The organism is Providencia sp. PROV269, assembly GCF_028477785.1.
Lineage (GTDB): Bacteria > Pseudomonadota > Gammaproteobacteria > Enterobacterales > Enterobacteriaceae > Providencia > Providencia rettgeri.
In genome coordinates this window covers 52361-64977 of record NZ_JAMPLV010000007.1, presented here as the reverse complement: position 1 = coordinate 64977, position 12617 = coordinate 52361, and the positions used below count along the sequence as shown (strand labels likewise).

The 12617-nt window shown below is 42.0% G+C and carries 17 protein-coding genes; 11 read left to right on the top strand and 6 right to left on the bottom strand.

What is annotated here, in order from left to right:
* Positions 1 to 6: 6 nt before the first annotated feature.
* From kdsC to rnk, 10 genes are all read left to right on the top strand, one after another.
* Entirely contained in the window at positions 7 to 567 is a 561-nt protein-coding gene (gene kdsC, locus PR683_RS12290) for a 3-deoxy-manno-octulosonate-8-phosphatase KdsC (RefSeq protein WP_004908270.1), read from the top strand.
* A gap of 16 nt (positions 568 to 583) precedes the next feature.
* A complete protein-coding gene (lptC, locus tag PR683_RS12285) occupies positions 584 to 1159 on the top strand; it encodes an LPS export ABC transporter periplasmic protein LptC (protein WP_004908267.1) in 576 nt (191 codons plus the stop codon).
* A gap of 1 nt (position 1160) precedes the next feature.
* The gene (lptA, locus tag PR683_RS12280; protein WP_004908264.1) at positions 1161 to 1721 is read left to right on the top strand and encodes a lipopolysaccharide ABC transporter substrate-binding protein LptA; all 561 of its coding nucleotides are present in this window, start codon (positions 1161 to 1163) and stop codon (positions 1719 to 1721) included.
* Between the two features lie 5 nt (positions 1722 to 1726).
* Entirely contained in the window at positions 1727 to 2452 is a 726-nt protein-coding gene (gene lptB, locus PR683_RS12275; protein ID WP_004908261.1) for an LPS export ABC transporter ATP-binding protein, read from the top strand.
* A 41-nt stretch (positions 2453 to 2493) separates the two neighbouring features.
* Complete coding sequence (gene rpoN, locus PR683_RS12270; RefSeq protein WP_004908258.1) at positions 2494 to 3939, top strand: RNA polymerase factor sigma-54; 1446 nt, start codon at positions 2494 to 2496, stop codon at positions 3937 to 3939.
* Between the two features lie 22 nt (positions 3940 to 3961).
* Positions 3962 to 4249, top strand: a complete 288-nt coding sequence (hpf, locus tag PR683_RS12265) for a ribosome hibernation promoting factor (protein WP_004258306.1) — start codon at positions 3962 to 3964, stop codon at positions 4247 to 4249.
* Positions 4250 to 4342: 93 nt separating this feature from the next.
* Positions 4343 to 4810, top strand: coding sequence for a PTS IIA-like nitrogen regulatory protein PtsN (gene ptsN / locus PR683_RS12260; RefSeq protein WP_004258311.1), 468 nt, complete (start codon positions 4343 to 4345; stop codon positions 4808 to 4810).
* Between the two features lie 119 nt (positions 4811 to 4929).
* The gene (gene rapZ / locus PR683_RS12255) at positions 4930 to 5781 is read left to right on the top strand and encodes an RNase adapter RapZ (RefSeq protein WP_004258318.1); all 852 of its coding nucleotides are present in this window, start codon (positions 4930 to 4932) and stop codon (positions 5779 to 5781) included.
* Between the two features lie 5 nt (positions 5782 to 5786).
* Positions 5787 to 6059 carry a PTS phosphocarrier protein NPr gene (gene npr, locus PR683_RS12250; RefSeq protein ID WP_004258320.1) on the top strand — a complete coding sequence of 91 codons (273 nt, stop codon included), beginning with the start codon at positions 5787 to 5789 and terminating at the stop codon, positions 6057 to 6059.
* A gap of 211 nt (positions 6060 to 6270) precedes the next feature.
* Positions 6271 to 6681 (top strand): nucleoside diphosphate kinase regulator, encoded by a 411-nt coding sequence (gene rnk / locus PR683_RS12245; RefSeq protein ID WP_004908251.1) that lies wholly within the window; start codon positions 6271 to 6273, stop codon positions 6679 to 6681.
* Between the two features lie 131 nt (positions 6682 to 6812).
* On the opposite strand, the gene PR683_RS12240 is transcribed toward rnk, so the two are convergent.
* Both PR683_RS12240 and pmbA read right to left on the bottom strand, forming a co-directional pair.
* Positions 6813 to 7280, bottom strand: coding sequence for a helix-turn-helix domain-containing protein (locus PR683_RS12240; protein ID WP_042851521.1), 468 nt, complete (start codon positions 7278 to 7280; stop codon positions 6813 to 6815).
* A 197-nt stretch (positions 7281 to 7477) separates the two neighbouring features.
* A complete protein-coding gene (gene pmbA / locus PR683_RS12235) occupies positions 7478 to 8818 on the bottom strand; it encodes a metalloprotease PmbA (protein WP_164529166.1) in 1341 nt (446 codons plus the stop codon).
* A gap of 185 nt (positions 8819 to 9003) precedes the next feature.
* Between pmbA and yjgA the strand changes: the two genes are divergently transcribed.
* Positions 9004 to 9549, top strand: a complete 546-nt coding sequence (gene yjgA, locus PR683_RS12230) for a ribosome biogenesis factor YjgA (protein WP_004258329.1) — start codon at positions 9004 to 9006, stop codon at positions 9547 to 9549.
* A gap of 71 nt (positions 9550 to 9620) precedes the next feature.
* On the opposite strand, the gene PR683_RS12225 is transcribed toward yjgA, so the two are convergent.
* From PR683_RS12225 to tldD, 4 genes are all read right to left on the bottom strand, one after another.
* Positions 9621 to 10208: an RBBP9/YdeN family alpha/beta hydrolase gene (locus PR683_RS12225; protein WP_004908243.1), complete on the bottom strand. Its 588-nt coding sequence runs from the start codon at positions 10206 to 10208 to the stop codon at positions 9621 to 9623.
* A 60-nt stretch (positions 10209 to 10268) separates the two neighbouring features.
* Positions 10269 to 10556: a barstar family protein gene (locus tag PR683_RS12220; RefSeq protein ID WP_004908240.1), complete on the bottom strand. Its 288-nt coding sequence runs from the start codon at positions 10554 to 10556 to the stop codon at positions 10269 to 10271.
* Positions 10557 to 10568: 12 nt separating this feature from the next.
* Entirely contained in the window at positions 10569 to 11057 is a 489-nt protein-coding gene (locus tag PR683_RS12215; protein WP_110731670.1) for a ribonuclease domain-containing protein, read from the bottom strand.
* Positions 11058 to 11166: 109 nt separating this feature from the next.
* A complete protein-coding gene (tldD, locus tag PR683_RS12210) occupies positions 11167 to 12612 on the bottom strand; it encodes a metalloprotease TldD (protein ID WP_004908235.1) in 1446 nt (481 codons plus the stop codon).
* Positions 12613 to 12617: the final 5 nt, after the last annotated feature.

The following is a 12617-nucleotide window of genomic DNA, read 5'->3' as shown; positions in this document are numbered from 1 at the left end:
AATACCATGACGTCTACCTTGTTGGAAACCTGCTATGGCCCTGTTGCCAATACTGTTTTAACCAAAGCAGAAAAAATCAAATTATTGATCTGCGATGTTGATGGTGTCATGTCTGATGGCTTGGTCTATATGGGAAATAATGGCGAAGAACTCAAAGCCTTTAATGTCCGTGACGGCTATGGGATACGTTGCTTATTAACTTCCGGTATTGAGGTCGCCATCATTACAGGAAGAAAAGCGAAGCTTCTTGAAGATAGGGCCCAAACATTAGGCATTACATATCTTTACCAAGGTCAAAGCGATAAGCTTTTGGCGTATCACGAACTGTTAGATACACTACAATTATCAGCTGAAGAAATAGCTTATATTGGGGACGATCTGATTGACTGGCCTGTTATGGCTAAAGTAGGCTTATCCGTCGCCGTCGCGGATGCCCATCCTTTGTTATTACCGCGAGCGGATTATGTGACTCGCATTGGCGGAGGAAAAGGCGCAGTCCGCGAACTTTGTGACCTTATTTTGCTTTCTCAAGGCAAACTGGAAGAAGCAAAAGGTTTATCAATATAACGAATAGATTGAATTCATGAGCAATGCGAAGAAGTGGTTAATTATTATTTTATCCTTGGTTGTATTAGGGCTTATCGGCTGGAATTTAGCAGGTAGTGATTCTGACAACCAAGAGGATAAAGTAATTAATGATGGTCAACCTAATTATCAAACTGATGATTCAGTGACTTTTGTCTATAATCCAACGGGTAATTTAGCGTATAAACTCGTTTCAGATAAAATAGATAACTACACTGAAGGAAAAATCACGTGGTTTTCAAAACCGGTTCTAACCACTTATAACGAAGCGGGCGAGCCAACTTGGACGGTTAAGGCTTTCAAGGCTAGGTTAACGAACGATAGAATTCTCTATTTATATAGCGATGTTCAGGTTGATAGCTTAACCAAAGACTCGCAGATCCAACGAATTACAACTGAGAGTGCAGTTGTCAATTTGACAACACAAGACGTTTCATCTGATGATAAAGTGACCATTATTGGACAAGGTCTCAATTCTACCGGTATGAAAATGAAGGGAAACCTTCGTACAAGAACGGCTGAATTAATCGAAGATGTTAAAACTCATTATGTGTTACAACCAGAAGAGCATTAAAATGAATCAAGTAACTAAGAAACGTTTTATTCAAGGAGCTGTTGCCAGTGCAATCTTGGCTCTTAGCCTACCTGCAATGGCATTAAAAAGTGATACGCAGCAGCCAATGACGATTAATTCGGTCAAACAATCTCTTGATTTAGAAAAAAACGTCACCACCTTTACTGATGATGTTGTTATTAAACAAGGTTCTATTGATATCAGAGCCAATAAAGTGGTTGTAACACGTCCAAGTAGTGACTCGGATAAAATTGTGATTGAGGCCTTTGGTACCCCGGTTACCTTTTACCAATTACAGGATGATGGCAAACCAATTAAAGGCCATGCCAGCAAAGCCCGTTATGAGGTCGATAAACAGCTCGTCACCTTAACAGGCAATGCTTATCTTGAGCAGTTAGACAGCAATATCCAAGGTGACAAAATTACCTATTTGGTTCCTACGCAGCAAATGGAAGCATTTAGTGATAAAGGTAAACGCGTCACCACTGTAATACTGCCAGCCCAATTGCAAGAAAAAGGCCCAGCAGCGAATAAAAATTCATCAGCAAGTAAGAGTAAATAACTGTTATGGCTACACTAACCGCTGAAAATCTAGCTAAAGCCTATAAAAAACGTAAGGTCGTTGAAGATGTCAGCCTGGAAGTTAAATCAGGAGAAATCGTTGGCTTGTTGGGACCAAACGGTGCCGGTAAAACCACAACCTTTTATATGGTTGTGGGTATTGTTCAGCGGGACGCTGGCAAAATTATGATTGATGGTGAAGATATCAGCCTTCTACCACTGCATGAACGTGCTCGTCGTGGAATTGGCTATCTTCCTCAAGAAGCCTCAATTTTTCGCCGCCTCAGCGTTTATGATAACTTAATGGCTGTGTTAGAAATTCGCGAAGATTTGAGCTCCCAGCAACGTAAAGAACGTGCTGAGGAATTGATGGAAGAATTTAGTATCACCCATCTTCGGGACAGTATGGGGCAGTCGCTATCCGGTGGGGAACGCCGCCGTGTGGAAATTGCGCGTGCACTTGCTGCTAACCCAAAATTTATTTTATTAGACGAACCTTTTGCGGGTGTAGACCCTATTTCCGTCTTAGATATCAAAAAAATCATTCAGCACTTAAGAGATTACGGCCTCGGCGTTTTAATTACCGACCATAATGTGCGGGAAACCTTAGATGTGTGTGAAAGAGCCTATATTGTCAGCCAAGGGCACTTAATTGCGCATGGGTCACCAACCATGATCTTAGAGAACGAACAAGTGAAACGTGTATACTTAGGTGAAGGTTTCCGGTTATAAATTATCGTGTTGTCATTTTTTAGGGAGAATAAAACAGATTCATGAAGCAAAGTTTGCAGCTTAGAGTCAGTCAACAACTTGCAATGACCCCTCAATTGCAGCAAGCTATCCGCTTGTTGCAGCTGTCTACACTTGAGCTTCAGCAAGAAATTCAACTTGCCTTGGAAACCAACCCACTTCTTGAACAAGAAGAGTTGAATTCCGAGCCCGAATCTATTGACTCCCTAAATGAAAATACCGATACCAGTGAACTCGATACCAAAGACGCTCTTGAAAATCATGATATGCCAGATGAGCTCCCTTTAGATGCTGATTGGGATGAAATATATACTGCAGGAACACCGTCAGGGACCAGTAACGATTATAGTTTTGATGAACTGCCTGTTTATCAAGGTGAAACGACACAAACGCTGCAAGATTACTTGACATGGCAAGCTGAGCTGACCCCTTTTACTGACACAGACAGGGCAATCGCTACTGCCATTATTGATTCAATAGACGATTCCGGTTATCTGACAACAGCAATTTCTGATATACATGAAGGGATTGATAACCCTGAAATTAGCATAGAAGAAGTCATCGCTGTCCTAAAGCGTATTCAGCATTTCGACCCGCTGGGTGTTGCAGCACAAGATTTAAAAGAGTGTTTATTAATCCAATTGTCGCTGTATCCTCAGCAAACTGATGGGCTACAAGATGCAAAGCGCATTATTAGTAACCATATTGATTTGCTGGCTAACCGTGATTTTCGCCAGCTGAGTAAATTAACTCGCTTAAAAGAAGATGCACTAAAAACCGCGATAGACCTGATTTTAACGCTGAATCCAAAACCCGGCCAATCCATCAATACTGGGGAATCAGAATACGTCATTCCTGATGTTTTAGTGAAAAAAATTGCTGGGCACTGGCAAGTTGAGTTAAATACAGATAGCATCCCTAAACTAAGTATTAATAACCATTATGCTTCGATGCTAAATAATTCAGCAAATGAAGATGACTCGCAATATATTCGTAGTCATCTGCAAGATGCAAAATGGTTGATTAAAAGCCTTGAAAGCCGCCACGAGACACTCTTAAAAGTCGCGACTTGTATTGTAGAACAGCAACAAGAATTCTTTGAGCTGGGTGAGGAATATATGAAACCGATGATACTGGCCGATATCGCCTATCAAGTGGACATGCATGAATCAACCATCTCACGAGTAACAACTCAAAAGTTTCTCCATAGTCCACGAGGCATTTTTGAGTTGAAGTATTTTTTCTCCAGCCATGTTAATACGGACACAGGTGGCGAAGCCTCCTCAACCGCAATTCGAGCATTGGTGAAAAAACTGGTTGCTGCTGAAAACCCAGCAAAACCATTGAGTGACAGTAAATTGACGAGTATGCTGGCAGAACAAGGCATTCAAGTCGCTCGCAGAACTGTTGCTAAGTATCGAGAATCGTTATCCATTCCGCCCTCTAACCAGCGTAAGCAGCTGGTTTAATTGATAAAATAAGGAAGATTGTATGGAATTTCAGATTACTGGACACAATATTGAAGTTACTCCTGCATTGCGCGAGACTGTTGAGAAAAAACTCAAAAAATTGGAGCAATTGTTTGATCGTATTAATGGTATCCAAGTTGTCTTGAAAGTTGAAAAAGTTCAGCAAATTGCTGAAGCAACCGTGCAAGTTAATGGAGCGGATCTCCACGCATCAGCGGAAGAAAACGATATGTACGCTGCTATAGATATACTCGTAGACAAACTGTCGCGCCAATTAACCAAACATAAAGAAAAACTGAGACAACATTAATACATTGACGCGGCTTATTAATTAGCCGAATAATGTTTCAAACCAGATGGTGGGATACATCATCTGGTTTTGTAGTCCTAAGTGAACAATAAAATGAATAGTGATATAGAAATCCAGTTAAACGTTGTTTTATCATCAGCCTGTACACGTAATAATATTGTGTGCACCAGTAAAAAAAGAGCTTTAGAAATTATTAGTGAGCTGGCTGCCGTTGAATTGGAATTACCTGAAAATACGGTATTTGAAGCGTTATTAACCAGAGAAAAAGTTGGCACAACAGGTATTGGCGGCGGTATTGCCATTCCTCATGGAAAGCTGAACGAAGGTGAAAGTAGCCGTGCTGTCGGTGTCTTTTTACATTTAGAAGAGCCGATTGCTTTTGATGCAATTGATAACCAGCCTGTTGACTTGCTTTTCGCTTTACTCGTGCCATCAGACCAATGTAAAACGCACCTGCATACGTTGTCGCTTATCGCCAAAAAATTAGCCGATAAAACGCTCTGTAAACGCCTGCGCAGTGCACAAAGTGATGAAGAGCTATACAGCATAATTACAGAGTAAGCGATAAATTATGTATCTTGCCATATGCAAATGATATTGTTATGGTTTCTAAGTAATATTAATTGGCAAGTACTGCTTTTCAAGAAACACATTATTAAGAAACAAAAGGGAGCAAGCTCATGGTGCTGATGATAGTCAGCGGCCGTTCCGGTTCGGGGAAATCCGTTGCCTTACGTGCGCTGGAAGATATGGGTTTCTATTGCGTAGATAACCTACCGGTTGTATTACTGCCGGAGTTAGCGAATTCACTGGCTGATCGTAATATTTCAGCAGCGGTAAGCATCGACGTGCGTAATATGCCCGACAATCCAGAGATTTTCGAAGAAGCGATTGATAAATTACCATCAACCTTCTCTCCTCAATTATTGTTTCTAGATGCCGACCGTAACACGCTTATACGTCGTTATAGTGACACTCGTCGGTTGCACCCACTTTCAAGTAAAAATCTTTCGCTTGAAAGCGCAATAGATGAGGAAAATGAGCTACTTGAACCTTTACGCTCTCGTGCTGATTTAGTTATTGATACCTCAGAAATGTCCGTTCATGAATTAGCTGAAATGCTAAGAACACGTTTGATGGGCAAACGTGAGCGTGAACTGACAATGGTGTTTGAATCCTTTGGTTTCAAACATGGTATTCCTATTGATGCCGATTATGTATTCGATGTGCGTTTTTTACCAAACCCGCACTGGGATCCGAAATTACGCCCAATGACAGGTCTTGACCGGCCCGTTGCTGCATTCTTAGATAGGCATACTGAAGTCCATAACTTCATCTACCAAACTCGTAGTTATTTAGAATTATGGCTACCGATGTTAGAAACCAATAACCGTAGCTATTTAACTGTTGCGATTGGCTGTACAGGAGGGAAACACCGTTCAGTATACGTCGCAGAACAACTTGCCGATTATTTCCGTTCCCGTGGTAAAAATGTGCAGTCACGCCACAGAACATTGGAAAAGCGTAAATAACAGCAATGACCGTAAAAGCCACAATAACGCTCAAAAATCGGCTTGGGATGCATGCACGGCCTGCCATGTTACTCTATGATTTAGTTAAACAATTTAACTCTAGAGTTATTTTGCGTAATAATAATCAAATTGAGGCGGAGGCCGATAGCGTTATTGCGATGTTGATGTTAGACTCAGAACAAGGCAGTAAGATTGATATCGAGGTTAGCGGTCCGGATGAAAATCAGGCCTTGTCTGCAATTATCAACCTATTCGAAAACAGGTTTGACGAAGAATAGTTGATGAAATGATGAAAAATAGCAGAGTTTCAAGCTAGCTATAGCATGTCAGTCAGTAGATTTTTATCTAGGCAGGCTTAGAGATCGTGATCATGATCTCTTCCCTTTAAAGCGTATAGCGCCTAATATTTTAAACAAACTTATTTCTAGCGACACCCCCTACCTTATGGGTGGGGGGTGTTTGCTTTGTATGTCTCTATTGGAGTGTGGTATGACAAAGCCAACAATTATTATCAATGATTTAGATGCTGAACGTTTAGATGCACTGATGGAACAGCCGGCTTATGCGGGCACACCGGTTGCCGAAGCGCTCAATGATGAACTTGACCGTGCAGATATTCTTAGCCCACAAGAAATCCCTGCGGATGTGGTCACGATGAACAGTACCGTTCGCTTTTTGGATTTAATCAGCAACGAAGAACGCACACGCACCTTAGTTTACCCAGCGTCACTGAAAGATAGCGCGGAGCAACTGTCTGTGATGGCTCCGATTGGTGCAGCCTTGTTGGGCTTGCATGTAAACGATGAAATCAGCTGGGAATTGCCAAACGGTGTTCAAACACGTGTTCGTGTACTTGAAATCGTTTATCAACCAGAAGCAGCTGGTGAGTTCCACCGTTAATCACGACAACGGCTGAATTAAAGAAGGCTTAGCGAAAAAAGTTTTATTTAAAAAACTCAGGCAAGTCCTCTAACCTATTCAGGCACTCAATTGAGTGCCTTTTTTGTTTTAATAGGTAGTAAGGATATAAGCTAGTGCTTTTTAGTCATATTTATCAATCTATTATTTTCCCATTGGTGAAAGAGCTTATCCAATAAAAACAGTTTGATTACCTTTATCGCTAACAGCCCGCCCCAAATAGCACTAACCCAAATAGGCCAATGGCTCTCTGGTGTATAAATATAATTAGCGGTATACAGTATTACGCATACAATAATCGCTGTTATTATATTTTTAAGTAACTTTGTTTCATTTCTTACCCGCTTTTTAGCCTCTTCTATCCGATTATCTAGCTCAATACTTTCGGGTAAAGGTGTAGATGTCAGTTCAGACACACTCACATTAAATACTGATGCTAATGCACTGAGTGTTTCTAAGCTAGGTACTTCACCGTTTTCAATTCGTTGGATAGTTCTTGTGCTCAGTGATGATAGTAGAGCGAGCTGTTCTTGAGACCAAGCTCGCGCTAATCTCAATTGTTTAATTTTATTTTCCATCATAACCTACCTTAAAAATCGAATGATCTTAGGAGATGGCTATACTGTCAGCATAATGCAATCATGACCACGACAGCATGACGACAGAGCGACGACACCGCAGTGACAGTGGTAAATACTATTTTATAGAATAAAAAACGCCCAATAACAAATGTATTAGGCGCCTTGTTTCACACAAAACAGAGGAAGAACAAAAGGAGTTACTCTCCTGCAATGCTCATTTCTGGGATCAATACCGAACCACACTGAATATTACTGCGAGTTTCAATATCATCAGCGATAGTCACCATATTCGCCCACATATCTTTTAGGTTTCCAGCAATAGTAATTTCACTCACTGGGTACTGAATCTCACCATTTTCGACCCAAAAACCTGAAGCGCCACGAGAATAATCTCCTGTAATCCCACTCACCCCTTGACCCATTAACTCAGTAACGATTAGCCCTGTTCCCATTTGTTTCAGTAATGCATCAAATGAAAGCCCTTGGCCTGCAATACGCCAGTTATGGATGCCGCCCGCGTGGCCAGTGCTTTGTAAACCTAGCTTTCTTGCTGAATAGCTGGTCATCAACCACGTTTGTAGAACACCATTTTCGACGATATTGCGTTCACAAGTGCGAACACCTTCGCTATCAAAAGGTGATGATGCTAATCCCCCCATTAAATGCGGTTGCTCATTGATAGTTAGCCAGCTTGGTAGAATTTGTTTTCCTAGGCTATCTAATAAGAAAGAAGATTTACGGTAAATACTGCTGCCACTAATAGCACCAACTAAGTGGCCAAATAGACCTGTTGCCACTTCGGCCGCAAAAATAACAGGCGCTTTCATCGTAGGTAATTTACGAGGTGACAAACGAGATAAGGTGCGACGAGCGCACTCCTGCCCTACCCACTCAGGGGACTGTAATGCGTCTAAGCTACGACCGATCGTATAAGCGTAATCACGTTCCATCTCACCATTTTGCTCTGCAATCACACAACTCGACATCGAATAGCGGCTTGAGCAGTAGCTTTGCAGCATACCATGGGAGTTGCCAAACACACGTACACCATAGTGCCCATTAAAACTGCCGCCTTCGGTATTCACAATGCGGGGGTCTGCATTTAATGCTGACATTTCTGCAACTGATGCTAAGCGGATAGCTTCTTCGGGAGAAAGTTCGCTCGCTTGAAACAAATTGAGGTCAGGAGCTTCAAAAGCCAACAAAGATTTGTCTGCCGGCCCTGCACACGGGTCTTCTGAGGTGTAATTAGCGATATCAATTGCCGCCTGAACGGTGCGTTCAATCGCTTCAGGGCTTAAATCTGTAGAAGAGGCACTACCTTTACGTTGTTGATGATAAACGGTGATCCCTAATGCCCCATCACTGTTAAACTCAACATTTTCGACTTCCCCTTGGCGGGTACTCACACTAATTCCTGTGCTTTTGTTTACTGCGACTTCCGCAGCATCACAACGTGTTTTTGCAAATTCTAATGCGTGTGCGACGGCTTCTTCGAGTTTTTTACGTTGTTCAGTGACTTGTTCAGTTACACTCATGCTTTAGTCCAATCAATAATATGGGGGAAACGTGATTTTCTGCCCTAACACGTAAATGCTAGGTAGTCATAGAGGGGTTTTCCCAGTTACAATATATAATAGATGAATGTTAACACTCACAACACAGTAAATCATATTAATTACGCGTAATTAAACCACTGTGTTCGGTAAAAAGGAAAATCGATATGGCCAAACAGCCTGATGACTGGCTGGATGATATCCCAGCGCCGCAAGACGAAGAAGACGAGGAAATCATTTGGGTCAGTAAAAGCGAAATTAAGCGCGATGCTGAGATCCTCAAAAAATTAGGGGCTGAGCTCGTTGATTTAAGTAAAAGTGAATTAGAACGTATTCCGTTAGATACTCAATTACTTGAAGCTATTGAACTTGCTCAAAAAATCAAACGTGAAGGCCGTCGTCGCCAATTACAATTGATTGGTAAGTTATTACGTTCACGTGAGGTTGAGCCGATTACAGAGGCTCTGGATAAGCTTAAAAACCGTCACAACCAACAAGTAGTCATTTTACATAAACTGGAAGACTTACGAACCCGTTTATTAGATGGCGGTGATGAAGTCATTGAAGACGTAGTTGCCCTGTTCCCACAAACAGACAGGCAACAATTGCGTGCATTAGTCCGTAATGCGAAAAAAGAGCGTGAAGGCAATAAACCGCCAAAAGCCTATCGCCAAATCTTTCAATATTTGAAAGATCTGTCTGAAATGGCTTAATAAATTATCCCCTATGCTACGGCTAGGGGATTTTTCTTGGTAAATGTACCTAGTATTCTTACCAGCCATAACTAGCTAAAATGCGCTTTGATTGTATCAAGTAGTGTTTTGAACTCAGTATAGCCTTCTCTATCAAGGAAATGCCCGGCAGATTCTTCAATAATAACCTGTGTTTTTAAAGCCTCTGCCAATGCTTTCGAAGACCTTGGTGACACAATTTCATCATTGGTTGATATAATCGATATTCGATTATTTGCTATCTGTATGAGTTCATCATAATTCAATGGCTCAAGGGTGTGATGCTGTAATTCTGGCAATGTTTCTTGCGTTTCATCAAACCCTGATACCAATACATAACCCGCTACCGATTGCCTCGTATTTTGCAAAAATCGTAATGCGGTAATGCAACCTAAGCTATGACCAATCAAAACCGTATTTTCATCAATATCAAAAGGTAAGTGTTGTAAGCGCTGCTGCCACCTTTTAGGGTCGGGAGTTAAAGAATCAGGCATGGTGGGGACGTTAACAAAAGCGCCTAAGGCTTCAAGCTCTGATTTCAACCATGGAAACCAATTTTTATCAGGGGATGCCGTATAGCCGTGAACAATAAGGAATTTTTTTTCTTTTAGCGGAAATGCAGTGCAGGTAACGTTATTCATCCTAAAGACCCCTATCAGCTCAGTTATCTTATTTAGACTTTACCATGAGTGATAGGAATATTAGTTAGAGCTTTTTGTTATATCTAAAGCAAAAACGAACTCTTCTTCCCACATATCTTGTGCGTCATTCATCACATCAATAACATCTGCGAATTTTATACGTTGTTCGGCTGTCATATGTGAAAACGTGATGGTTACAGGCAACTCAATGCCAGCGGAAACCATGTCCCACAGGGCATCAAGATTATAGCCAAACCAATCAGGAAGGGAAAATTGTTGAGCAAATTGGTCATAAAAATCATTCAATGAATTTATTTGCCTGAAATCAAAGCTCACCTGTTTGCTCATTATGATTTTCCTTTAGTGGACTTGAGTAAAGCTCTTATAGTGGTCATGAGTCACAAAAATCATCCCATCCGATGAGTACAGCAAACGGTCTGCCCCGCGATGACCACAGCGATAATTGATATCTGCTTCAAACCACTGACGCCCTTGTGCAATTGGCAAACTTTTTTCACGGTTAGAAAAACGGTCTCCGCCAATTGCTCTTCCAGGTAACACATCGCAAAGGTTACCTTTTTTCGCATCCCATCCGGCTTCACGGGCTTGTTTCTTCGTCATATAGAAAGCTGGAAGTTTTTGATATTTTTCCATAAAACTAACCACGTTGTCTTGCGCAGTTAGCTTATCAATCGGTTGTGGTGTTTCTTTTGGTGTTATCGCTTCACGAGAAGGTGGATTGCTTTGATTAATGGATGGTTCAGATGGTGTTTTATCTCCACCATTGAAATAAAGGCTAATCACAATCAAAATAGCCATCAATACGACAGGTAAAAAACGTTTATTCATAACACCTCAGTTGTTTTGTGCTTTGCAGGCACACAATCGCCCTAGTCACAACACCGACAAGAAGTTGTCACCAGGGCGAGCAGAGCCTAGTTTATATCGCCATAAACGATTATGCGGTACCGCCAACGGTCAGTTTGTCCAGTTTTAATGTAGGTTGGCCTACACCAACAGGAACACTTTGGCCTTCTTTACCACAAACACCAACGCCTTTATCTAGCGCTAAGTCATTACCAACCATTGAAATCTGCTGCATAGCTTCAACACCCGAGCCTATTAACGTAGCCCCCTTCACAGGAGAAGTAATCTTACCTTTTTCAATCAGGTAAGCTTCTGATGTTGAAAATACAAATTTACCTGAGGTGATATCTACCTGACCACCACCAAAGTTTGGTGCATAAATGCCTTTATCCACACTAGCAATAATTTCTTCTGGCGTTGATGTCCCTGCTAACATGTAGGTATTGGTCATACGCGGCATAGGTAAGTGCGCATAAGATTCACGACGTGCATTACCTGTTGGAGTAACTCCCATCAGGCGTGCATTCAGTTTATCTTGAATATAATTACGTAAAATACCATTTTCTATTAGGACGTTATACTGCCCAGGCACCCCTTCGTCATCAATAGCGAGAGAGCCACGACGGCCCGCTATCGTGCCATCATCCACGACGGTACACAGTGGTGATGCGACTTGTTCACCAATTTGGCCTGAAAATACAGATGTGCCGCGACGGTTAAAGTCACCCTCTAAACCATGCCCCACCGCTTCATGCAATAGAACCCCAGGCCAACCGGCACCTAGCACAACAGGCATCATTCCCGCAGGAGCCGCAACTGCAGACAAGTTCACCAGTGCCATACGCACCGCTTCGCGTGCATATTGTTCAGCAACTACTTGCCCTTGGTGAATTTCCAAGAAATATTCATAACCATAACGACCACCACCGCCACTTGCACCGCGTTCGCGCTTGCCGTCATGTTCCACCAGCACGCTGACTGACAAACGCACTAACGGGCGAATATCTGCCGCCAAAGTACCATCTGTTGCGGCGACTAACACTTGCTCATAAACACCGGTTAAACTAGCATTGACCTCAATGACACGCGGGTCTTCTGCGCGTGCAACTTGGTCAACACGATGCAGCAAATCAATTTTTTGTTCCCGCGATAAGCTTTGCAGTGGATCTGCCACTGAATACAATTTTTTATATTCAACGTTAGTTAAAATTTGTGATTTACCAGAGCCTTGCTCATTCACAATGCTGCGTGCAGCGGTAGCACTTTGTGTCAGCGCGTGTAGCGAAATTTGGTCTGCATAAGCAAAACCCGTTTTTTCACCACTAACAGCTCTCACACCAACACCTTGGTCGATATTGTAAGAGCCATCTTTGATGATCCTATCTTCAAGCACCCATGACTCATGGAAGCTCGATTGAAAGAACAGATCCGCATAATCTAGATGGCGCTCAGATAACAAACCTAAAATGTCATACAGATTTTCTTGCCCAAGGCGGTTGGCGGCCAGCAAATGTTCGCTGACAGAAACTAAACTCATATCCG

Bases quoted from the DNA above. Each gene is read 5' to 3' on its own strand.
- tldD (WP_004908235.1), bottom strand. From the start codon at position 12,612: ATGAGTTTAGTTTCTGTCAGCGAACATTTGCTGGCCGCCAACCGCCTT.
- lptA (WP_004908264.1), top strand. From the start codon at position 1,161: ATGAATCAAGTAACTAAGAAACGTTTTATTCAAGGAGCTGTTGCCAGT.
- ptsN (WP_004258311.1), top strand. From the start codon at position 4,343: ATGAATAGTGATATAGAAATCCAGTTAAACGTTGTTTTATCATCAGCC.
- kdsC (WP_004908270.1), top strand. From the start codon at position 7: ATGACGTCTACCTTGTTGGAAACCTGCTATGGCCCTGTTGCCAATACT.
- rnk (WP_004908251.1), top strand. From the start codon at position 6,271: ATGACAAAGCCAACAATTATTATCAATGATTTAGATGCTGAACGTTTA.
- lptC (WP_004908267.1), top strand. From the start codon at position 584: ATGAGCAATGCGAAGAAGTGGTTAATTATTATTTTATCCTTGGTTGTA.
- npr (WP_004258320.1), top strand. From the start codon at position 5,787: ATGACCGTAAAAGCCACAATAACGCTCAAAAATCGGCTTGGGATGCAT.
- hpf (WP_004258306.1), top strand. From the start codon at position 3,962: ATGGAATTTCAGATTACTGGACACAATATTGAAGTTACTCCTGCATTG.
- yjgA (WP_004258329.1), top strand. From the start codon at position 9,004: ATGGCCAAACAGCCTGATGACTGGCTGGATGATATCCCAGCGCCGCAA.
- rpoN (WP_004908258.1), top strand. From the start codon at position 2,494: ATGAAGCAAAGTTTGCAGCTTAGAGTCAGTCAACAACTTGCAATGACC.
- PR683_RS12240 (WP_042851521.1), bottom strand. From the start codon at position 7,280: ATGATGGAAAATAAAATTAAACAATTGAGATTAGCGCGAGCTTGGTCT.
- rapZ (WP_004258318.1), top strand. From the start codon at position 4,930: ATGGTGCTGATGATAGTCAGCGGCCGTTCCGGTTCGGGGAAATCCGTT.
- PR683_RS12220 (WP_004908240.1), bottom strand. From the start codon at position 10,556: ATGAGCAAACAGGTGAGCTTTGATTTCAGGCAAATAAATTCATTGAAT.
- PR683_RS12225 (WP_004908243.1), bottom strand. From the start codon at position 10,208: ATGAATAACGTTACCTGCACTGCATTTCCGCTAAAAGAAAAAAAATTC.
- pmbA (WP_164529166.1), bottom strand. From the start codon at position 8,818: ATGAGTGTAACTGAACAAGTCACTGAACAACGTAAAAAACTCGAAGAA.
- PR683_RS12215 (WP_110731670.1), bottom strand. From the start codon at position 11,057: ATGAATAAACGTTTTTTACCTGTCGTATTGATGGCTATTTTGATTGTG.
- lptB (WP_004908261.1), top strand. From the start codon at position 1,727: ATGGCTACACTAACCGCTGAAAATCTAGCTAAAGCCTATAAAAAACGT.